The 20,422-nt window shown below is 65.5% G+C and carries 24 protein-coding genes; 14 read left to right on the forward strand and 10 right to left on the reverse strand.

Translation table 11 applies throughout. The features are described from left to right. Positions 1 to 328 precede the first annotated feature (328 nt). A complete protein-coding gene (locus AWC17_RS15235) occupies positions 329 to 1,561 on the forward strand; it encodes a coiled-coil domain-containing protein (protein WP_023363525.1) in 1,233 nt (410 codons plus the stop codon). Positions 1,562 to 1,577: 16 nt separating this feature from the next. Beyond that, the gene (locus tag AWC17_RS15240; RefSeq protein WP_007172406.1) at positions 1,578 to 1,871 is read left to right on the forward strand and encodes a hypothetical protein; all 294 of its coding nucleotides are present in this window, start codon (positions 1,578 to 1,580) and stop codon (positions 1,869 to 1,871) included. A gap of 214 nt (positions 1,872 to 2,085) precedes the next feature. On the opposite strand, the gene AWC17_RS15245 is transcribed toward AWC17_RS15240, so the two are convergent. From AWC17_RS15245 to AWC17_RS15260, 4 genes are all read right to left on the reverse strand, one after another. Then, positions 2,086 to 2,343, reverse strand: coding sequence for a Txe/YoeB family addiction module toxin (locus AWC17_RS15245; RefSeq protein ID WP_007172405.1), 258 nt, complete (start codon positions 2,341 to 2,343; stop codon positions 2,086 to 2,088). Continuing rightward, positions 2,340 to 2,624, reverse strand: coding sequence for a type II toxin-antitoxin system Phd/YefM family antitoxin (locus tag AWC17_RS15250; RefSeq protein WP_007172404.1), 285 nt, complete (start codon positions 2,622 to 2,624; stop codon positions 2,340 to 2,342). The genes AWC17_RS15245 and AWC17_RS15250 overlap by 4 nt, the downstream gene beginning before the upstream one ends. Before the next feature lie 81 nt (positions 2,625 to 2,705). Then, positions 2,706 to 3,467: a hypothetical protein gene (locus AWC17_RS15255; RefSeq protein ID WP_023363524.1), complete on the reverse strand. Its 762-nt coding sequence runs from the start codon at positions 3,465 to 3,467 to the stop codon at positions 2,706 to 2,708. Positions 3,468 to 3,469: 2 nt separating this feature from the next. Then, positions 3,470 to 4,165, reverse strand: coding sequence for a ParA family protein (locus AWC17_RS15260; RefSeq protein WP_007172400.1), 696 nt, complete (start codon positions 4,163 to 4,165; stop codon positions 3,470 to 3,472). 828 nt (positions 4,166 to 4,993) lie between these two features. On the opposite strand from AWC17_RS15260, the gene AWC17_RS15265 reads away from it, so the two are divergent. The 6 genes from AWC17_RS15265 to AWC17_RS15290 all read left to right on the forward strand — a co-directional run bounded on the left by AWC17_RS15265 (position 4,994) and on the right by AWC17_RS15290 (position 10,275). Beyond that, entirely contained in the window at positions 4,994 to 5,749 is a 756-nt protein-coding gene (locus AWC17_RS15265; protein WP_074021258.1) for a DUF2637 domain-containing protein, read from the forward strand. A 221-nt stretch (positions 5,750 to 5,970) separates the two neighbouring features. Next, the gene (locus AWC17_RS33860; protein ID WP_007172379.1) at positions 5,971 to 7,491 is read left to right on the forward strand and encodes a DUF4226 domain-containing protein; all 1,521 of its coding nucleotides are present in this window, start codon (positions 5,971 to 5,973) and stop codon (positions 7,489 to 7,491) included. Positions 7,492 to 7,518: 27 nt separating this feature from the next. Beyond that, positions 7,519 to 7,833, forward strand: coding sequence for a hypothetical protein (locus AWC17_RS15275; protein ID WP_041321561.1), 315 nt, complete (start codon positions 7,519 to 7,521; stop codon positions 7,831 to 7,833). A 75-nt stretch (positions 7,834 to 7,908) separates the two neighbouring features. Further along, complete coding sequence (locus tag AWC17_RS15280; protein WP_007172377.1) at positions 7,909 to 8,214, forward strand: type VII secretion target; 306 nt, start codon at positions 7,909 to 7,911, stop codon at positions 8,212 to 8,214. Between the two features lie 16 nt (positions 8,215 to 8,230). Continuing rightward, a complete protein-coding gene (locus AWC17_RS33865; RefSeq protein WP_023363520.1) occupies positions 8,231 to 9,937 on the forward strand; it encodes a PPE domain-containing protein in 1,707 nt (568 codons plus the stop codon). Beyond that, positions 9,934 to 10,275: a hypothetical protein gene (locus AWC17_RS15290; protein WP_007172375.1), complete on the forward strand. Its 342-nt coding sequence runs from the start codon at positions 9,934 to 9,936 to the stop codon at positions 10,273 to 10,275. Before AWC17_RS33865 ends, AWC17_RS15290 begins: the two co-directional genes overlap by 4 nt. Before the next feature lie 112 nt (positions 10,276 to 10,387). On the opposite strand, the gene AWC17_RS15295 is transcribed toward AWC17_RS15290, so the two are convergent. The 6 genes from AWC17_RS15295 to AWC17_RS15320 form a co-directional block, all read right to left on the reverse strand. Continuing rightward, positions 10,388 to 11,575, reverse strand: a complete 1,188-nt coding sequence (locus AWC17_RS15295; RefSeq protein ID WP_007172374.1) for a hypothetical protein — start codon at positions 11,573 to 11,575, stop codon at positions 10,388 to 10,390. Between the two features lie 385 nt (positions 11,576 to 11,960). Continuing rightward, entirely contained in the window at positions 11,961 to 12,377 is a 417-nt protein-coding gene (locus AWC17_RS15300) for a hypothetical protein (protein ID WP_007172373.1), read from the reverse strand. A gap of 160 nt (positions 12,378 to 12,537) precedes the next feature. Then, positions 12,538 to 14,400 carry a helicase associated domain-containing protein gene (locus AWC17_RS15305; protein WP_023363516.1) on the reverse strand — a complete coding sequence of 621 codons (1,863 nt, stop codon included), beginning with the start codon at positions 14,398 to 14,400 and terminating at the stop codon, positions 12,538 to 12,540. A gap of 376 nt (positions 14,401 to 14,776) precedes the next feature. Then, positions 14,777 to 15,061, reverse strand: coding sequence for a hypothetical protein (locus AWC17_RS15310; protein ID WP_007172369.1), 285 nt, complete (start codon positions 15,059 to 15,061; stop codon positions 14,777 to 14,779). Beyond that, positions 15,024 to 15,614 (reverse strand): hypothetical protein, encoded by a 591-nt coding sequence (locus tag AWC17_RS15315; RefSeq protein ID WP_023363514.1) that lies wholly within the window; start codon positions 15,612 to 15,614, stop codon positions 15,024 to 15,026. Before AWC17_RS15315 ends, AWC17_RS15310 begins: the two co-directional genes overlap by 38 nt. Before the next feature lie 55 nt (positions 15,615 to 15,669). After that, complete coding sequence (locus tag AWC17_RS15320; RefSeq protein ID WP_007172368.1) at positions 15,670 to 16,107, reverse strand: WhiB family transcriptional regulator; 438 nt, start codon at positions 16,105 to 16,107, stop codon at positions 15,670 to 15,672. Between the two features lie 306 nt (positions 16,108 to 16,413). On the opposite strand from AWC17_RS15320, the gene AWC17_RS15325 reads away from it, so the two are divergent. From AWC17_RS15325 to AWC17_RS15350, 6 genes are all read left to right on the forward strand, one after another. Beyond that, complete coding sequence (locus AWC17_RS15325) at positions 16,414 to 16,920, forward strand: helix-turn-helix domain-containing protein (protein WP_007172367.1); 507 nt, start codon at positions 16,414 to 16,416, stop codon at positions 16,918 to 16,920. Between the two features lie 105 nt (positions 16,921 to 17,025). Next, positions 17,026 to 17,277, forward strand: coding sequence for a type II toxin-antitoxin system ParD family antitoxin (locus tag AWC17_RS15330; RefSeq protein WP_040624378.1), 252 nt, complete (start codon positions 17,026 to 17,028; stop codon positions 17,275 to 17,277). Further along, positions 17,274 to 17,567, forward strand: coding sequence for a type II toxin-antitoxin system RelE/ParE family toxin (locus AWC17_RS15335; RefSeq protein WP_007172365.1), 294 nt, complete (start codon positions 17,274 to 17,276; stop codon positions 17,565 to 17,567). Before AWC17_RS15330 ends, AWC17_RS15335 begins: the two co-directional genes overlap by 4 nt. A 217-nt stretch (positions 17,568 to 17,784) precedes the next feature. Next, complete coding sequence (locus AWC17_RS15340; RefSeq protein ID WP_139315443.1) at positions 17,785 to 18,492, forward strand: hypothetical protein; 708 nt, start codon at positions 17,785 to 17,787, stop codon at positions 18,490 to 18,492. A 13-nt stretch (positions 18,493 to 18,505) separates the two neighbouring features. Beyond that, on the forward strand, positions 18,506 to 19,204 hold the full coding sequence (locus AWC17_RS15345; RefSeq protein ID WP_139315442.1) for a hypothetical protein: 699 nt from the start codon (positions 18,506 to 18,508) through the stop codon (positions 19,202 to 19,204). Between the two features lie 114 nt (positions 19,205 to 19,318). Further along, positions 19,319 to 20,398: a DUF6036 family nucleotidyltransferase gene (locus tag AWC17_RS15350; RefSeq protein WP_007172361.1), complete on the forward strand. Its 1,080-nt coding sequence runs from the start codon at positions 19,319 to 19,321 to the stop codon at positions 20,396 to 20,398. Positions 20,399 to 20,422: the final 24 nt, after the last annotated feature.

Here is a 20,422-nt window from a genome sequence, read left to right on the forward strand (position 1 = left end):
TACCTCGGATAGATTGGCAAAGACACGCCGATACCGCAGATACGGTGGCAATACATCACATCGGATGTCAACGGACACCGGCATATGTTCCGGCGTTGCCAACTATTCACCCCGGGTGGCCGTAGGGGCCGTCGCCGCAGCTTTCGTCACAGTGACGGGGGGTTTGGGCCGCGTCATCGGCGCGCAGGCACCGCGCGCCGCAGCAATCTGACCATCGCTGCCCGGCACACGCGTGTCCGGCGCGATCCGTTTCGTAGTTTCGTTTCGTATTTTCGTTTCGTTTCGTTGCGTCATTGCTCTGTGGCGACGAAAGCGGTAAAATGACGGAATGAGCGAAACTGCCCCGACGGACGACTCCGCGCCGCGGGATCGCTGTAACTACCCCGGCTGCACACGCACTAGCCGGCCGGACCCAGCCACGGGCCGTCCGTCGCGATACTGCGAACAGCCCGACAGCTCCGGCGGGCCGGTGCATAACCGCGCCAACGCGTGGCGGGCCCGCCGCGCGCAGCGTGGTTCGGTCGCGACGCAGGAGGACGCTGGGCTGGCCTCCGGGGTGTCCCTGGCCCGGGCCACCTTGGAGCAGCGGTTGGACGAATTACCGGAGAAGGTGGCGGACCTGCGCGTGTACCTCGATGACTTGGTGGTCCAGCTGCGGGCGGCCGGCGACGTCGAGGCTGCGGGCGCCGAGGTTGAAGATGCGCACCGGGACGCGCTCGCGAAGGTGACTGAGGCCGAGCGACGCAGCGCGGCCGCTGAGCGCGCCGCCCGGCAGGCTAACGAGCGCGAACAGACCGCCGAGCGTGAACGCGAAGAAGCCGATGCGCTGGCCGAGGACGCGATCGCCGAAACGGCGCGTGTGCGCGAGGAGCTGCAAGCCGAGATAGCCCAGGTTCGCGCCGAGGCCCAGAGCGCGGTAGCAAGCGCGCAGGAGCAGTTGGCGGCAGCGCAGGCCGAACACCAAAACGAACTCGCGCACCGCAGCGCCGAACTTGACCAAGCGCGCCGCGACGCCAATGCCGCCCAACTTGAGGCCGCCTCGGCCCAGGCCGCCCAACAGGCCGCCGACGAGGCGGCCGAGCGTGAGCGCCACACCGCTGCCGCGGTGCGTCGTGAACTCGACCAAACTCGCCGCGCGGCCGAAGAAGAACGTCAACGCCTCCAGGCCCAGGTCGACTCCGCACGCGAGGCCACGCAGCAGACCGCAGCCGAGTTAGCCGGTCTGCGCGCCGATCTCGCCACTGCGCGTGCTGAGGCCACGGCCGCACAGCGAACGATAGAAGCCGAACGGGAAGCCTTGGCATCGCTCAACCAAGAGCTCGAGCGACTACGCGACGACGCACGGGCAGAACGAGAAAGGCTTCGTATCGACCACACCGAACAGCTCACCCAAATGCAACGTAGCGCCGACGAACGGGTGCACACCCTCACTGAGGCCTTGGCACTCGCCCGTGAAACCAGCGCCGCGTATCGCGCCCAACTCCCTCAAACAGCACCGCCGAGCAGCTCTCCCCGACCACCGTCGAAACGATCATCGCGTCCAGCCCCCGAGAAGAAATGATCCGAGGACCTCGACGATGGTCCACCGATTCGTGATCCGCCGTCTGGGCTCGTTGCCTTGGCCTTCGGGCCTGGGCAAGAACGCAGGCCCGAACCATCCGTACAAGCAGCTCGAGCGCCAGCTGCGTGCCTACCTCGGCGACGACCGCCATTTCAGCGCCGCGGCCCACAAACGCGCCTACCTGACCGACGATCCTGAGTATCGACGGATCGTCTTGTACGCGCTCACTCAGACGTCGTGGAGCTCAGGCCTGCTCGATGACGTGGAGGCCGCCACCGACCTGTCCCGATCAGCGCCCCTGCTTCAATGAGCCGCTGGCCTTCGATTCTGAGTGGGACGACTGGGCGCGGCCTCACTGCGGCGACGTCGGTCTCTCGCGTGCCTGGCTGGCAAGCCCGCTGCGCATCGCAGGCCAGGCGATCGTGGACGGCCGGCATCGCCTCACATACTTGCGATTTCACCGCCCGCCCGAGTACGAGATCTTGGTACGCGTGGACACCTAGACCAGTCGAGTTTCAAGCTGGTCAGTAGTGGTATCGGGCTTTGAGGATCTTGATTTCGTGATCATCTGCGCGGTAGACGATCCGGTGTTCGTCGTCGATGCGCCGCGACCAGTACCCGGATAGTTCACCCTTGAGCGGTTCTGGTTTTCCAATCCCAGCAAACGGGTTGCGCTGGATTTCTGCGATGAGTCTGGTGATGCGCCGTGCTGTTTTGCGGTCGGAAGCCAGCCAAAATAGAAAGTCCTCCCACGCGGCGGGATCGAAGTTGATGCTTCTCACTCCTGGCCGCCGGCCATCTCCTCGAGTTCGTCGATCGACTTGGTGTAGCTGCCGGGGGTGGGCCGGGTGGCGTTGTCTCGGGCGACGGCCTCCATGAGTCGGCGGGCATTCTCGGGGGAACGCAGGAGGTAGACCGTTTCTTGCCACGAATCGTAGTCAGCGGCCGACATGAGCACTGCATCTCCGGCCTTGGACGTAATTCGCACAGGCTCGTGGTCGGTGTTGACTTGTTCAAGCAGCGGAAAGAGGCGCTGCCGGGCCTCACTTGCACTGATAGCCATGACCTCGGCCCTTCCAACCGTACCAATACCCAGTACCGTTATTGTACGGCATTATCGTACGGCGTTTGGGGTTCGTGTGCCTCAGGGCGAGGTCTTCTTGAGAGGCGGAAGAAAGACGTCCAAGGCAGCAGCGACCATTTCAGACCTGTTGGTTTCGCGTGTTCCGGGGCGCTGTTTGGCGATGCGAGCGCTGGCCCAGTCGGTAAGGGTCTTCATGACTGCAAGTTCGCCTTTGGTCGGGCGGATGCGTACCGGGAGGGGTGTGTCCTGGGACGTGCGGCCCGGGGCTTCACGGAAGGGGAAGAGGTCGCCGGGTTTTGGGCCGGGTCGGCGGTTGAGGATGAGCGTTGGAAGTTCCTGGGCATGTGCGCGGAGCGCATCGAGCACGAGGGCTGTGTGACTGGGGGCGTGGGCGCGGGCGCGTTCGAACCGTTTGACGATCGAGGCCGGGATGCTCAGGACAGTCGGCGAAACGATGTGGGCGGTGGGGTCGTCAGGATCGATGTCCAGTGTTGGCATCGCGCCGGGGTCACTGTCAGCCTTGTCGTGCGAGACATCTTCGATGGCGTCGTTTTCTGCCGTGGCGCGGTCGTGTGATTCGGCCGCCGGCTGGGATTCTGCTGGCGCTGTGGCTTGCGGCTCGGCTGGGGGCGGTGAGGGCGTTGGTGCAGGCGGAGTCGCCGCCGTGGTGGTGGTGGTGTCGCTACGGCCGTCCTGGGCGGTGAGTGGTTGATCGAGCGCTTCGGCCGCCCCGAGCTTGGGGTGGCGCGGCTGGGGGGCTTGGCGGGTGCGGCGAGCGCGACGCTCGTGGAGTTGATGGATACCGCCGAGGTTGTCGCTCATGGTCAGCCTTGGGCTTTCTGGGTGTAGGTGATTACCGCCCGGGCGACGTCGGTGATCTCGTCGACGAATTGGCGGTTCTTGGCGGGCACGGGAGTGCGCGCTGCGACGGCCATACGTAGGGATCGGCGGCTGAGCCAGCCGTATTTGCCGATTGATGGGCCTACGGGGACGTTGTAGGTCTCGCTGATGCGTTGTAGCCAGTCGACCATCTTGCGCGGAGCTGCGTCGACCATGTTGGGGATGATGAGCAGCGGGAAGGCGCGAAGTTCGTCGGCCATGCCTTCGAGGGCTTCCAGAGGCCGGGTTTCCAGGACGATCGGTACAACGATGACGTTGGCGGCAGCGATGGCTCCGGAGGCGCTGGGGTTGGCGTCGTCTCCCCCACCAGGGTGGGTATCGATGACGAGGGGTCGGCGCCATTCGGCGGACCATTTCTCAAGCTGGGTCGTGACGTGGTCTTGCGGGGGCTGGTTATTGCCCCAGTCGGGGTGGGATGGGACCAGATCAGCGCGGAAAGGGCCTCCGGTGAGCGGGCGGGGTGTTCGGCTGTTTTCCATGGCATCAAGCAGCGGCGCATTGGTGCGGGTTTCGTAGCGGTATCCCCAAGCACGGGAGGCGCCGCCGCGGTCCCAGTCGAAGTCGATGAGGATGCCGGCGAGCAGCCAGGCCAGCTCTTTGGCGATTTCGGTTTTACCCACTCCCCCTTTGTGCGCTGCGACCGCCACTATGAGGTCTTGCAAGGTCGCGAGGAGTTGCGGGTCCGGGTCACTGACAGCGAGGCGCCGGGCTGCCTCAAGGGTTGATGGATTAGACAAGGGAAACCTTCTCTCCTTCACAGGGGGGCCCTACCTGGGGGGGTCGTGCCGAGAAGCGGGGCCCGAAAAGGGGCCCTCCGCCCGCTACGTCCAACTCCCCCGCGTGCAGCTACGCGAAGCATAGCGCGTAGCTGCACGCGCGCGCTACTGCACACGCTGCGGCGTGTCAGGATGCGTGAGGTAACGCGTGCGATGGGCCGCACCATCTGCCGTTGTCTATCCCGTGGCGCAATGCGTGTGCTGTTGTCTGCAATAAGTCACGCATGATCGCGTGCACTGATTCTCGCGTTATGTGCCATGATACCGCGCGCCCTGTCGTGCGCGACCCCTCTTGCGGTACCTCGTACGATAGTACGACCGCTATCTCACGCACTATCGCACGCGATATGTCAGCTGTGCTCGCACGGGATGTCTCGCGGATTGTCTTGCGCCACAGTTCGGGGTGCGCAGCGAAGGGCCCCAAATTGCATCGCCGCGAGCAGCGCGTAAGCGCTTTGGGGCCGGTAGGTTTCCCTGTGGAGCGTTTCTTGATCATTTACCAGCTTAACGGCGCGGAGGGGGGGATATACCGAGGTGACGACCGTTGAAGCCCGCCGCAATGGCGCAGTGATCCCGGGCGACCGTGACCTCGAGACGAGCACGGTCGGCAGTCCGATCGAACCGCGGCAACCAACCGGCAGTGGTGAGCTCCATACGGAATCGCGGTCGCCTATGCCTGCCTCCCGGAGGCGCGAAGAGGCGCACGACGACGCCGAGCGGACCTTGCGCCTCGTGATCCGAAGCCGCACCGCATCCGTGTGGCTCACGGTGTTTATCGCGACCATCAGCTTCGTCTTGTCGTTCAATTCGCTGCGAAGTCTTGCCGCGATGACGGCGTGGCCGGGCTGGCCGTCGTGGTTGTCGCCGCTGCTTGTTGACGGTGTGATCATTCTCGCGACCCTGGTAATCGTGTCGTTGGCGCCGTATCGCGCGCAGTTCTGGAACCGGGTTTTTCTGTGGACAGTGTTAGGTGTTGGGGCGTTGGTGAGTGTCGGCGGTAATGGCTTGCACGCGTGGCTATCTACCGGGCATCTGGTGTCGTGGATGCGGTGGGGGTCAGCAGGGTTGGCGTGCGTCCCGCCGGTGGCGCTATTGGCGACCACGCACATTCTGGGGATCTTGTGGCGGTTTGATCCGGTGCCACCGCCGGATGCGCGCTCGCAGGTGCGTGACCGGGCGCTGGAGCTGGCCGCGCAGCGAATGGACCGGTGGGAGGCAGCGGCGGCCAAGCTGCACGAAGAGGGGTACTGCCCGAGTGTGCCTACCGACAAGATGGTGCAGGTGCTGCGGTACTTGTATGAGTCTCGGCCAGCGCTCTCTCTGCGCGCGATCGGGGCGAAGCCGGAGGTCGGGCTGCACCACGACACGGTGGGAAAGATTCGCGACGCTGCCGGTGCGGCGCTGGGCATGGCGACCGGCGAGGTGTAAGTCCGCACCTCAAACAGGGAAATTCCACGTTCGCAAGCTGGATGCCGCTATGTCGTGCGCTATCTGCTGCGTTATCTCATGGAATATCTCACGCGCTTGCTGACCGGTCGGGGATGGGCGGCGAATCGATCCAAATCGGTGGGGCGCGACCGTCGCATAGTGCCGGCAGGCGGCGGTAGCGTTTTGCCCAACGACCTGCACTTAGAGGGGATTCGGCCGCGATGGGCTTATTTGACGTCTTCGATGACCTGTTGGATGACCTGACGGGCATATTCGACGGGGATGATGATGGCGGGGACGGCGGCGATGATGGGCCACCCGAGCAGTGGGGGCCGGGTCCGCTGCCCAACGCAGGCCCGCCGTGGGGGCCGGCGCCGCAAGTTCCCAACGGCCCCAGTGGTTTACAGCAGGGCGTCGATCAGGCCGGAACCACCTATCAGCAGGCGAGCGGGGCGGTGAATCAGACGGATGACAAGCTATCTGACCTGCTGAAACAGATCTTCGCCGCCAATGATGCGGCCCGGTCGAAAATTAGTGGGATCGTGGGCAACATTGAGACAGCGCGCCGCGCGCTGGCGGCGAACCCACAGATGGCCAATGATCCGCACGCGATGGCGTTGTTCAACCAATTCTTGGATGGTCAGCTGGCCGAGATTCAACAGGTTCTGGACAGCTCGAAGGTCGATAGCAAAAAACAGGCTGAGTTGCTGGCCGCCCTGGGTGATGAGTACCGCGGTACCGCGGGTGGGGATCATCCGAAGAAAAAGGGCGCAGGTGGGGCGAACGGCGGCGGCGGTGATGGCGGCAACGGTGACACGGGCGGTAACACCACTGACGGCGGCGGTGGCGGTGGTGATGGCGGCAGCGGTGGTGGTGATGGCGGGGGCGCCGGTGGGGGCGGAACCCCTACGGGCAGTGGGGGATTGACCGACCCGTTGGCGGGCTTGGGGGGAGCGGGCATGGGTGATCCGCTGTCGATGTTGGGTCCTGCGATGGCGGGTCTGGGTTCGATTCCGGGCGCCTTGGGTGGGGCGGCAGGCTCACTGCCGATGGACGCCCTGGGCGGCCTGGGCGGCCTGAGTGGGCTTGCCGGTCAGGGCGGTGGAGACGGGTTTAAAGACACCGGCGCTCACGATCACGGCAAGTCCGACGATTTCGAAGACGGCCCGCACGGCAAGGGTGACAGTGATGGCGGGAAAAACAATGACGGGGCGGCTGGTAAGGACGACACCGGCAGCAAGAACGGGCAGACTCAGCCCGCGGGGACGACGCAGCCTGCGCCGAGCACCCAGCCTGCCCCGCCGGCCGCGGTCCCGGCCAGTGCGGGTGGTGACCCAAGCCAGGTGGTGCAGATGCCGGACGGTTCTCCGGTGACGGCAACAACGGCCCAACACGCCGCGGCGGTGCGTGGGGTCCTCAACGGGCAGACCGTCACTGATGCCTGGAAGCAGGCTCATGTGGAGCTGCCGCCTCCAGGTACACCGGTGACCGCTCCGGCCGACCCGAGTCATTTGGTGCCCGGTGAAATCGCGCAATTTAAGAGTCGTGACCCGGTGATGTACATGGGTAATGGCAAAATCTGGCTGGATGGGCAGCTACAACCACAAAGTGCCCTGCCGACAGGTGATTTTTCGGGCTGGATCGACCCACCTGGGCTGGCGGGTACTCCCGCTGCGCCGCCTGCGCCGGGCAGCCCTGCTCCGGCGGGCCAGCCGACGACAACGAATACCAGCGGTACCTAAATGTGGGGCCTTGATGCGGGAGTCGCGGTGACCGACGAACAGCTGCCAGAGGAAGGTGCCATTCCCACTGTCGCGGAGTGGTCGGCCGACGGCGCCTTGATGGTCGCGGTCGACTGGCAAGGGGAGGGGCTGCAGGTCCAGCTCGAACCCGAGGTCACCCGGTCGTGGACCGCAGAGATACTGGCGGATCGGATTATGCGTCTGCACCGGTTGGCGTTGATGCGGGCCCGCGCCGAACAGCGCCAGCGTGTCATCGAGGAATACGGCACAGCGCTGCCGACGACCCCGGGGTGGCCCAGTTTGACCGACGTCGACGAATACCGGCACACGATCGATTTTTAGCCAGCGCCGACCGATGCGTAGCCCGCTAAGTCGTTGTTAGGCTTAGCAAACAGCCAGTTCAATGGGAGGTATGCGGTGGCCGGCAATAGTGCGACGCTGGATTTCGACGAGTGGCATCAGCACGCGCAATGGTGGGATCAAGAGGGTCCGCGGGTGCGTGAGCGCCTCAGCGTCGACCCTGGCACAGCGCAAAGCGTGGGACAACGCTTCGGCGACATCGGATGGGAAGTGCGTCAGGCGTTGAACGAGACGCTGCAGGCACGTGCTGAGGCCGGTCAGGCGCTGGGACAATACTGCGAGGGTGTGGCTGGCCATATTCGGTCCAGCCTGGCCTCCTACCAGCAGACCGAAGCCGACAACCAGCAAACCCTGCAAACCTAACCATAGGGCTTGCGCGGTGGCGGATTCAGTACGGGTTGACACCGACGTTGTCCGCTCGGCGGGCCGTCAGGCCGACGCGGCGGGCGGGACCGCAACGCCCGGTTCGGGTCAGGTGCAGCCAAGCGCCGCGGACATGGTGTCGGTGGGCGCGAGCACCCGTTTCACCGCACAGGTGAGCTTGGCTCGCAAATACACCACGATGGCCAACACGATGGCGCGCCAGTTCGGGGTGAAACTCGATGCCAGCGCCGGCGCTTACGACGAGCAGGAAGTGCAGTCCGCAGGGACGTTGGGCAGCGCGGGATCGGGTGGGGCTGTGCGGGCGGTGTCGGCTACGCGGTCCCTACCGGCCGCGCCTGTGGTGCCCGCGGATCTCGTGTCAGGCGGGGCAGGTGGCGGTCTGCCCGCCGGTGAAGTCCCCACCAGCCCGCGTGACATCGCCAGGTTGATTGAGACCGGCCGGGCCGGCACGGGCAAGCAGACCTGGCAGGCCATGGAAACCAGCCTGCGCGGCGAAGCCAAACAACTGCGTGAGGCTGCCGATCAACTGGGCACCGCGATCAGCACGGCCGGTGATGGATGGCAAGCAAAATCCGCCGATGCAGCCACGACCAAGATGCGGGCACTTCAGACCTGGTATGAAGGCCATGCCCACTATGTCGACGGCCTGGCTGAGCAGGCCAAAGCCCACATTCAGAACTTCTCCAAAGTCGTCACTGATGTCCCGCCGTATCGCCACGTGCTGGACGCCGAGCGGGAGCTCAAAGCCGCGTTGCAGTCCAATGCCCGCGCCGGCGGCGCCCACCGGGTGGCCGTGGTCAATGCGCAAGTGAAGGTCAGCAAGCTCTACTCGGCCTCGACGGCCGGGTTCACCACGTACACGTTCTCCGAAGCGGCGCCACGACAGCCCGACGTACCCAAGCCGCCGCCGGGCCCAAGCCCAGATGTTGCGCCGGTTACCCCGCCGACCGGAGCCGGTGACGGCCCGGTGGGACCACGACAACCACAGCATTCACCCAAGAGCGCACCGGTGGACCCGGTGCAGGGAGGTCCTGGTCTAGGAGAGAACCTGACACCGGGGCCGACATGGCCGCCCGGCGCCCCCGACCCGGCGGCCCCCGCGGACCCACTGACCGATGCCCTACCGGCGACGGCAAGCTCACTGCCTTCGGAAGTCATCCCGGGAATCATGGGCGGCGTCGTCGGCGGCCTAGGTGGGGTTCTGGGCGGCCTGACCGGCGCGGGCCAAAAGGCACTACAGGGCTTAGAACAGGCGGCCGGGCCGGCGATGAGCGGTTTGGGCCAGCATCCCGGCGGCGGTGAACCGCAGCACGGCGGCGACCAATCCCCCCAGTCACCGGAGCCTCCCTCGGCCGGCGATCTGTCACCACCCGATGATCTGGGCGCCGGCGGGGGTGGGGGTGACACCGAGCCCGCGGGCGGGGAGAGCCCTATGGCCGCACCCCCCGAAGTCGCTGCACCGGCGGCGGCCGCGCCGGCGTCGGCACCCTCGGCGCCGGCGGCAGCCGAAGCACCGGCCCCGGCGATGGGCGCCATGGGCCCGATGATGCCACCCATGCGCGGCGGCGGTGAGGGATCGGGCCCGGACAACAAGCAGCTCTACCAGGAGCGCAAGCTGAAAGTGGTGGCGCCGCCCAACAGCGAGCCGGTCAAAAACCGTCGAGAAGGCCGCGCCAGACCCGATGATCGGAAGAAGCAGTGAGCACCCCTCAGGAAAGAATCGCCGACGTCGACCAGGGGCTTCGCGTCACGCGAGCGTTGCTGGCCGAACTCAACGCTGCCGCCCACAACATGCGCGAACGCGACCCGATCAGCGACGTGGTGATAGCGTCCTTCGACTCCGACGGGTATCTGAGCGACCTTTTCATCAAACCGACCGCACTGGCCGATTACACCCACACCGGGCTGGAAGATCTGATCACCGACGTGCTACGCGAAAGCTTCGATCGTTTATTCGAGGCCAGTAATGCAATCATCGACCGGTACTGGGGCCCGGAATCATCCTGGCACGAGCTCAAGGCACTGCGCGACGACTGGTAGCCCACCACTCGGCGCGCTATCGCATCAAATATCTCGACGACTATCTCATCGCATGTCTTGCCGGTGTTCACCGCCGCGACGATGGGGAGGTACGGGCGCGCGTCACCGCAGGTTAGCGCCACAGGTCGTGTCGAGTCGCGTCCGGGGTGGGAGTGCCGGTGCGGCGGGCGCGGTCGATGAGCGCTTCGATGCGTGCCTGTTCGGCGGCAGCCTCAGCGGTTCGACGCTGCGCGGTGCGCTGTCGGGCGGCCGCCAGGGCGGCGAACACGTCAGCGTGGCCGGGACCAGACTGGGCGGCCTGGCCGGCGGCCCGGCCGGCCAGATGTGCGCGGTGCTCGGCCGCACTGTGGGCGCGGCGCCGTTCTTCGGCGGCGCGGGCTTGAGCTTCGCGGGCCTCGTCGAGAGCGGCCGGGCGTTCGGTCAGGTTGTCGGTGCCGTGCCAGGCCAGGATCGCCCCCAGCAGCCCTATCGGTCGTGTGGGGCTGTCGGGGATGCGCCGGCCGACGCCGAGCCAGTCGGTGATGAGCTGGTTGAGGTCACGTGGGGTCCAGCCGGCGGCCGCCGGCGCGGCGAGCATGGCCGCCCAGCTGGTCGGGGTGAAGCGGCGTGCCCACGGTGGGGCGTGCGAATCGGCTCGCCAGTCCGCCGCCAGCCGCCAGCCTGCCGCGTCTGGAGCTGGGCGGCGCGTAGCGACGCCGTGCCGGGCGCCCTTGTGGCGCCCGTGGGTAGTAACCAGTCGTTCTGAAGGTGAGGTGTGGGTGGTTACTGGGGACCGTTCCAGGTGGGGTGACACGGTGTGGATAACCCGGTTGACCTGGGCGTCGTCGTGCAGCGCCCACACCGAGGCCCAGCCGCGGTGGCGATCGCCCATCCGCCAGGACGCCATACGTTCGATGTAGGTGCGTTGGCGGCCGCGCAGGACCTCGGTGGCCACCCCAAGCAGGCGCAGGCATTCGCGGGCCCGCTGGACGGTGCGCTCGGTAAACCCGGTCGCGCGCTGCAACTGTTCGTTGGTCGGCCGGGCGTTGCGGCCGGTGTCGGCGTCGGCAGTGCGGGCGAAGGCGGCCGCGATCGCGACCAGGGTGCGTTTGGCGATGCCCCCTGAGGTCATCTGCGACCGGATCTCGGTGTAGCGCAGGTCGTAGGCCGCGGCCACGGTGACGTGCGCCCAGTAGGCGCCCCCACCGGACCAGCACGGCACGCCTGCGTAGGTGTCCTCGGCGAGCTCGAGGTTGACGAACACGCTCGCCGGCGGGGGATCGCCACCGTGCAGTCGGCGGCCGCGGCGGATCTGCAGCACCTCGGCTACCGGGGTTGTGCGCACGACACCGCGCCGCGGGCGAACAGCGCTACAACCGCGATACGTTCGGGGCCGCGTAGCAAACGGCCGACTAGGAGCTCGGCCGCGAGAAATGTCACGGTTTACACACCGTTCGCGCGGCGGATCTGGAACCGCGGCAAGGTATGCGCTACCGTGAGACGAGCTGTCCAAGCTACGTCCCTTTCAGGGGCAACGGGTGCGGACCCGGAACTGAGCTGCCAACTCGGTTTGAACCCTCTAGACAGAGGCCCCGTTAACGCGGGGCCTTCGTCATGTCAGCGGGTAGAGCCGCACCGCCTATTGAGATGTCATATCTGCCCGGCAAGAGTCAGCCAAGACGAAAGGGAGGCCGGGCTAGGGGGTTTCACATGGCCAGCGGCAAGCCCTCCTCAACGCAGGTGGGGGTTCGGGCATACTCGGGCAACCCGACGTGGACCGCGAGGACGTCCGCGATATAGGGGGCCACTTGGCCGCGGTGCGAACCCGACTGGGCCGCCTGTCGAGCAAGCCGTTCAGAAACCTCGCGATGCGGCCGCGTCATGATCCTGTTGTCCCGCGAGTCACCCCGCAGGCCGTCCAACTTCCGGGTCGCCGCGATCGGCAGCTGATTGAACTCGCGAACATGCTCAGGTAGGCCGACATAGAGAGCCAGAACGTCAGCGATGTACTGAGACATCGACGACGAACCCGCCTCTTCTGCCATGGCGATGAGACGTTGCGTAACGGCTGGATGGTTTTTCACCATGTGCGCGCCGCGATCACCTTTGCTTGGAGGAGCCATAGAAGTTCACCTTGCCAGGGGGTTCGGTTGCAGCAACCGTGACACGCCGAAGGATCGACGATTTGTCAATAAGGTCTGGAGCAGGGAGTATCGGGAATTCCCGATTAGCAATGAATCAGCGAGAATTCGGGTGCGGGGGTCCGCGCCGTCGAACGCACGCTCACGCCGCATTGACCTGTCGGCCGGGGGCGTCGCTGTTCCAGACCCAACCGGGCAGCGCTTGCAGGCGTGCGGTTCGGCGCGGGTCCAGCGCGCCTTGCCGGTAGGTGTAGCGCTGCGTGTTGACCCATTGACCCAGCCGGAACCTGTCGGCGCTGATGTGGCCGTGCGGGACACGGGCGTGGCCGTGCTCGTCGACGAACTGGGTCAAGGCGGTGAAGCCACGTTCCCAGCGCTGCTCGCCGCTGGCGCCCCATACCCAACCCGGCAAGGCTTCCAGCCGTGCCGCACGGTCGGCGTCCAGCGCGCCTTGCCGATGGGTGTGGCGCTGTGCGTTGACCCATTGGCCTAGGCGAATGCCGTCACCGGTGATGTGTGCTGACGGGACGCGAGCGTGGCCGTGCTCGTCGACGAACTGGGTCAATGCGCGGAACCTGCCGTCCCAGCCGCAGTAAACGCCTGGGGTGCGGTCGCGCCGGCGCCATACCCAGCCTGGTAAGGCTTCCAGTCGTGCGGCGCGGCCGTCGTCGAGCTCGCCGCGGTGGTGCTTGCGGCGTTGGGCGGACACCCAGTCACCGAGGTGGAAGCTGTCGCTGCAGGTATGCCGTGACTCAACGTTGGCGTGGCCGTGCTCGTCGACGAACTGGGTGAGGGCGGTGAAGCCGCGTTCCCACTGCTCGTCGAGCCTGTCGCTCCAGGTCCAGCCGGGCGTGGCTTCTAGCCGTGCGACACGCTCGGCATTGACGCGGCCTTGGCGGTACTTGCGGCGCTGGTCACGCGCCCACTGGCCAAGTTTGATCCCGTCGCTGGTGATGTAGTCGTTGGGGAAGCGGGCGTGACCGTGCTCGGCCACATACGCCCCTAACGTGGCGTAGAGCCGTTCCCACAGGTCCTCGCGGCTTTCTCGCCATACCCAGCCCGGCAATGCTGCTAGCCGCGCGGCGCGAGCGGGGTTGAGCCGGTTGTCCTGATGGGAAGCGCGTTGGTTATCCACCCAGTCGCCGAGGCGAAAGTTGTCGGTGGTGATGTGAAGTCGAGCCACGTTGGCGTGGCCGTGTTCGGCAACGTACTGGGTGAGCGCGGTGAAGCCGTGTTCCCAGCGCTGCTCGAGCCACTGCTCGTGGCCCGCGTTCCCGTTCCAGGCCCAGCCCGGCAACGTTTCTAGACGTGCCGCGCGTGCGGGGTCGAGGCGGTTTTTGCGCTGGTCTCGCCGCTGGTCTGTTACCCATGCGCCGAGGCGGTGACCGTCATCGGTGATGTGGGAGCCCGGGACGCGGGCGTGGCCATGTTGGGCGACGAACTGGGTCAGCGCGGCAAAGCCGCGTTCCCAGCGGTCTGCGCGGCTGTCGCGCCATACCCAGCCGGGCAACGTTTCTAGACGTGCCGCGCGTGCGGGGTCAAGGGTGTTTTGTTGGTGGCGGGAACGTTGGTTGCCCACCCATGTTCCGAGCGGGGTGCCGTCTCGAGAGACATGGTTTTGCGGGACGCGCGCATGCCCGTGCTGAGCGACGAACTGGGTCAGCGCGGCGAACATGGCATCCCAATAGGCCTGGTGGGGTGTAGCCCAGCGCGGGCCGAGCAACGCGGCAAGCTGCGCTGCCCGCTCATCATCAAGTAGGTTGGTGCGGTGGGCTTTTCGCTGCTCATTAAGCCAGCGGCCCGGGAAGCGACCGTTTTCAGTTCGGTAGTCCTCGGGTATGCGGGCGTGGCCATGCTCGGCGATGAACGCGGTCAGTTCGTCCAGCATGTCAGCCCAGCGAGTCGGTGTGCGATGCTGCGGCCCAGCGTGCTGCGGTTCGGGGTGATCGCCGGCGGCCGGCGATGCGGGAGTTTGTGGTACCAAATCCTGTGTGGCCGTGGTCATTTGGTGTCCTTTCTGCGTCGGGTGATCCGTGATGTTTGTGCACATGTGTGAATCACAGGCTGGGAGAATGGGAGTCGCCCCTATTTAGGTGCGGGACGGCCCTGGGTGGGTGAATGGTGTTCGCCAGCTTGGACTCGTGGTCGTAGACAGCTCGGAATCAGGCCGGTGAAAGCGCCAGTGCGCGCGCCGTGGCGGTGGTGCGTGACGTTGTTGGCGGCCGATGCTGGCACCGCAGGGCCGGCTGGCCGGCGCGGTTCGCGGCTGAGGTGGTCAAGCAGGCTCGCCTCGTCAATCGCCGAGGTGAACACTTCGTGGATGGTCATCATGAAAGTCCTTGTGTATGTTGGGGATAAGGGTCCGGTCACCGGCCTCGGGCTTAGCTGCCCACGGCCGCAGGATGCGTGTAGAGGTGGGCGATGAGTTCAACCCACCGACACGCGTCCTCGCGGCGCGCAGCCAGTACATGCGGGGGTGGGATCTGGGGGGCCGGACAGCCGGCGCTGGCGACCGTCGCGGCCAGATACAGCCGCCAGTAAAGGTGGCCGGCGGGCCGAAATGCCCCGCAGATCACCGACGTATCGTCATCGAAGACCGTGATGCGTTCCGTGCCGTTGTCGTCGACGCTAGCGATGACGGGATGCTCTGCAACCGCTGAGCTCATGGGAACCTCCGTGGTCTAGGAGTGCTGTGTCCACCAGATTGGCTGCGCAACGTTGACCCGAGCCGTGGTACCAACCGCCGATGTTGTCGTCGAAGTGTCTTGGGGTTCGCGCCCGGGCGATGTGATGAATCCCAAGGTGCACGTTCGCCGCACGTCCAAGGAACGCGGCCTTTTGGAGGACACTGTTCTGGATGTGGTCGCCGTCGCCGACCAGCACGAGCAGCGGTCGGAAATCAGAGCACGGCAGGCCGATACCGCGCTGCAGTCGTTGCTCCACGGTGGCGAGGACCGCGTGTATCGCACGCGAATCGCGTGGTCCAACAACAGCTGCCCCGAGGCCGAAGACCTTAGCGCGCGCGGTCTGCGTGATCGGACCGTTGGACGTGCTCTCGATCATGAGACAGTCCCACGCCTCACCGCGAACCTCGGCAACGATCGCCTCGACCCCGCCTGCGTACCACCCTTCTATCCATGTGTGCGTCAGGCCAGCCGCGTGGGCCGTATGCGGCTGCCAGTCACCGCCTTTGAATGCCTCAGTCAACATGCTTTCCACACCCCTCCTGATTCGTTCGACACCACGGCGCAACCGATTTCACGTGACGGCACATCTAGGCGGCGCCGACCTGAAAGACCAGGGGATCGTCGTCGGCGTCGGTTTCCTCGTCGTCAATGAGCTCTGGTAGCGGCGCGACTCGAATATCGCCGAGCTCGGTGCGCCGGCGCTGTTCAAACTGGGCGGCCAGCCGGGCGTAGACGGGTTTGAGGGCCTTGGGCTGGGCGCCGGGCAGGATCACTCCGCCCCAGATTCCATGGGTGGCGCCGGTGGCCACGGCGTTGTAGCCGCAGCGGCCCCGAAAAGGGCAGTCGTTGCACCGCTTGATGGCGCGGTGCTTGGTGCGGGGGTTGAAGAACAACTCGGGGTCTTCTTGGCAGGCCAAATGCTGGGTGGTCTGGAAGAGACGCACGTCGGCGCGCATCTGGAAGGACGCGAAGGGTCTGGCGCCAGCGGGGGGGTTATCGACCGAAGGGGTTAGGGCGGTGGTCATGGGAGGCGTCCTTTCTGTAGGTCGTCGGTTCTTCAGCGGCTCGATCGCCCGTGAATTACCCGTAATCTAACAGAATTTCTGACGCTTTTGACGGTTCTGACGGTTGTAACCGTCAGAACCGGGGGTGTCGGCGCATCGACGCAGAGATGGCAGGCGGACGCCGTGCGCACTGTTGCCGCATGTCATGCGCTGTTTCAGTGGTCGAGGTCCGCCCGGAAGGGCCCGTCAGATAATCAGCCACAAATTTGACGGTCTTGACGGCTAAGACAGGTGGATTTGACGGTTCGTCGGGCAAGATAGCGAGTTATGACCTCAGATCGGCTCGGCGTTGCGGTGCGGCTTCGCCGCAAGCAGCTGAAGCTGACCCAATCTGAGGTCGCCGAGCGGGGAGGGCTGTCGGAGTCAACCGTTCGCGGGGTGGAAAACAACCGGTTATCCCAACCACACGCCAGCACACAGCGTGCATTAGAGCGAGGCCTTGCGTGGCTGCCCGGCAGCGTCGAGGCAATCCTGAAAGGCGGCGCCCCTCGCATCCAGGAGACGGGCGCGCCGGCCGCCCCCGCGGACAGGGATACCGCTACGGCCGCCGGGGACCGCTTGGCCCTTGCTCAGCGCCTGATCAAGATGCGTCAGGCGTTCCTCGAGCACCGCGACACCATGCCCGAAGCCGCCCGCGCCCGGATGGACGAAGAGTTCAGCGCCGCGTCTCGTGAAACTGAAGAGGCGTTGATCTGGATGTTGGCATGGCTACGGGAGGATGAGCGCGACGAAGCGATCCGAATTTTGGCTCAGCTCCGAGAGTTCCGGCCGTAAGCCGCCGCCGCGCTGATCATCTGGGCGGCCACCAGCATGCCGGTCATCCGCGACTATCAGGCACAACCCGTCCAGTCGAATACCAATTATTGGTATGATCGGCGGGTGGGTAAAAACACGTCCTTCAGTCTCGATGAGCATTACAGCGCCTTCATTGAGGCTGAGGTGGCTGCGGGACGTTACCGGTCGGCCAGTGATGTCGTGCGCTCCGCGTTGCGGTTACTCGAGGACCGTGAAATTCAGCTTCGGGCACTGCGCGAGGCGCTAGTGGCCGGTGAGCGCAGCGGCACTTCAACACCGTTTGACTTCGACGCCTTCCTCGACGGCAAACGCGCCGAAAAGCCGCAAGGCCGGTGAGCGCATACGTCCTTTCACCCGCTGCGCAAGCAGATTTGGAACAGATCTGGGACTACACGCACGAGCACTGGGGCCTGGATCAGGCTGAGCAGTACCTGCGAGAACTTCAACGCGCTATCGAGCGCGCAGCGGCGAACCCCCGGATCGGGCGGGCCTGCGACGAGATCCGCCCGGGCTATCGCAAGCTGGCAGCCGGGTCGCACATGCTGTTTTATCGGGTGACAACCCAAGGCTTCCTCGATGTCGTGCGTGTCCTGCACCAACGCATGGACGTCGACCGCCACCTTTGACCTCAGAGAGCCCCGGTCTGATCTTTACGGGAGATGCGACCGGGGCCTCCGGGGGAGGCCCGCACAGACAGGCATCCGGCCTGTGTGTACGACCACCAACAAGGGTAGAACAGCCATCCTGGCGGCCGCGCCGCAGACACGGACACATTCGATTCGTGACAACCGGGGTGTCCGCTGATTCGGGGCCGGTGTCATATGCGAAAGCTATCCTGCGGCCATGTTCGATATCCCGATGCCAGGAATGCCGCCACCGCAGCGGCATAACCTTCCGGTGAGCCGGGCCACGTCGACGCCGGCGCGCGCCCACGACAGCCCTGCTGGCGGGTCCAACCATGCGCGCCAACCCCAGACGGCATGGCAGCCGCGCACCGCTGCCGAGCAGTGGTGGCACTACAGCCGCGGTTGCGCGGCAGCGCTGCGGGCCGGGCGCGCGCCAACTCCGGTCCAGGTGTACGGGCCGGTTCTGGAACCGGGAGAACAGGCGTTGCTGAGCGCCGAGATCGACTACAGCCGCTTTTGTGGCGGCGACGGCCGATACTCACCGCTGCCGCTGATGGTCGCGGGCCGCCCAGCGGTCATGTTCGGCGCGTTGGCTGTTCAAGGGGTGGTGAATCATCGGCGTAAGGTGGCCGCGGCCCAGCGCGCCGCGGCTCAGTGGCGGTTTCACCAAACCTGCCCGGTCATTGTGACGACCGACCGCCTGATCTGCACCACCGCGGCGCACGGCATGGTCAGTTTCTGGTTCGGAGCGTGCACGGAGTTCTACCCGGATTTGCAGCAGTGGACGTTGACGTTGGGCTTTGACTCGACTTACCCGGTGCGGTTCAGCGGCGCGGCGGCCCCGGCGCTGAGCCTGTGGAGCGCCTACGGCGTCTTGGGCGATGGCTGGGTCGGCGATCCGCGCTTGGCGCTTCTGGTCAGTTGATTAAGGGGTGGTGATGCCGAAATCTAAAGGGCGCAAAAAGAAGTCGTCGACTCGCCGACCAGTGAACGCTTTTGGCAGCACCTATTGGGACCGGCTGCTTACGAAATGGGCGCAGTCCCGCCTCGTCGGCACTGCTGAGGAAGTCGCCTTGGGCGGCGCGTTGGTGCTCTGGGCGGGCGGCGGTAACCCTGCTCGCTCGTGGGCCGGAATGCGGCAATGCTGGCCAGCCTGCTACTTCATCGGCGAGGCGTTATCGGCGCTGGGTGGCTTCAAGCCCGTCATCGTGCCCGTTTCAGTCGAAGTCAGGAAAAACGGCGCGGTCGTGGAAACAATCGGTTCACCCACACCAGAACACCGCGGACAGTACTGGACCGGTCATGTCGCACTTCACATTCCAGAAATGGCGGCTATTTTGGACCCGACAATCGGGCAAGGCAGATTCGCAACGTCGGACCACCTGCGGGTCCCGGTGCTCATCCAAGATCCGCAGTTAACGAATCAACTGCCGCCCTCGGCACAATTTCAGGTGAACCGGGACCCGCAAACAACGCTGATCTACACCACGACCGCCGGAGCAGGCGAGCCGTTCGAAACGCACCCGGCCTATCCCCAACAGCGTGCGTCCGTGGACGCAGCGGTCGCACGAGTACACGGGACGGTGGAAGCTGCGGTCGAGGAATGGCGAGCGATACAAGCCGGCGCCGGCCGATGAAGCTCATTGAAATACTGCGTCTTCAACCGCTGCTCCGTCGTCACTAACCCGGGGTAGATGCGCTCTACGCAGAACCTGGCTCACTTCCGTGCGTGATGCGCGTATGTTGGCGATATGGAGCTGTGGACCGTCGACCAAGCAGCGCGGCACTGGAGCGTGACCCCTGGGCGGGCGCGCAGCATCTTGTCCAACCGCGGCATCCACCGCATTACTGGATATCCCGCTGCAGATGTTCGCGCAGTGCGCCGCCGCCAGGGCGCGCGCACGGACCTGGCAGCACCTACCCAGGCTCTTACCCTGTCGGACGCTGCCCAGGGAATCCGGGACGTCGCGGACGACCGCACCCGGCTGCGGATCTTCTTCGAATTCACCCGCGGCGCCGACGAATCGGGGCCAGCCGCCCTGTCTTTGATCAACGACGACCCGCCTTTGACCGGCGACCCGCGCCATGACGCGTTACTGGCGGCGATCGCCGAACACCTCGCCGGCAGTTACGGGCTGCCGGGACCGCTGTGGAGCATCACAACTGAGCGCTTCCTGAACACCCCGTGGTGGATTTCCCCTCTGCCGTCTGCGCGCACCCGCGCGATGTTGTGGACCCCGGCCTCATTTCGTCGCCGCGGGATCTACCTGGACCGTTACGACCTCACCCACGATGGAGCGAGCAAAATGCCTGAGCCTCTATTCGATCAGACCGAGCTGCGGCGCGCCTTCATCTCCTTGGCGCAGAAGCTGGAACGTCGCCGTATTGTCGGGCATGTCCACGTGGTCGGCGGCGCCGCGATGATCTTGGCCTACGACGAAACCCGCACCGCAACACGCGATATCGACGCTCTGTTTTCTCCTGACGGACCCATGCTCGCTGCGATCCGCGAAGTCGCTGCCGAACAGCGATGGCCCTCTAGCTGGCTGAACAATCAGGCCGCAAGCTACGTCTCGCGAACTCCCGGGCAGGGGAGCGTCGTCTTCGACCATCCCTACCTGCAAGTCGCCGCGACACCACCGCAGCATCTGTTGGCGATGAAAGTCCTGGCCGCTCGGGCCGTCAGGGACGGCGATGACGTGCAATTCCTGCTCGGCCACCTCGATATCACGTCTCGCGCCGAGGTCTGGGCGATCGTCGAACGGTACTTCCCAAATACAGAGATACCAACGCGCTCAAAAGAACTCATCAACGATCTCCTCCAACATTGAACACTGGTGAGCAGCGATCCCACC

The sequence above is a fragment of the Mycobacterium nebraskense genome (assembly GCF_002102255.1).
GTDB classification, from domain to species: Bacteria; Actinomycetota; Actinomycetes; order Mycobacteriales; family Mycobacteriaceae; genus Mycobacterium; species Mycobacterium nebraskense.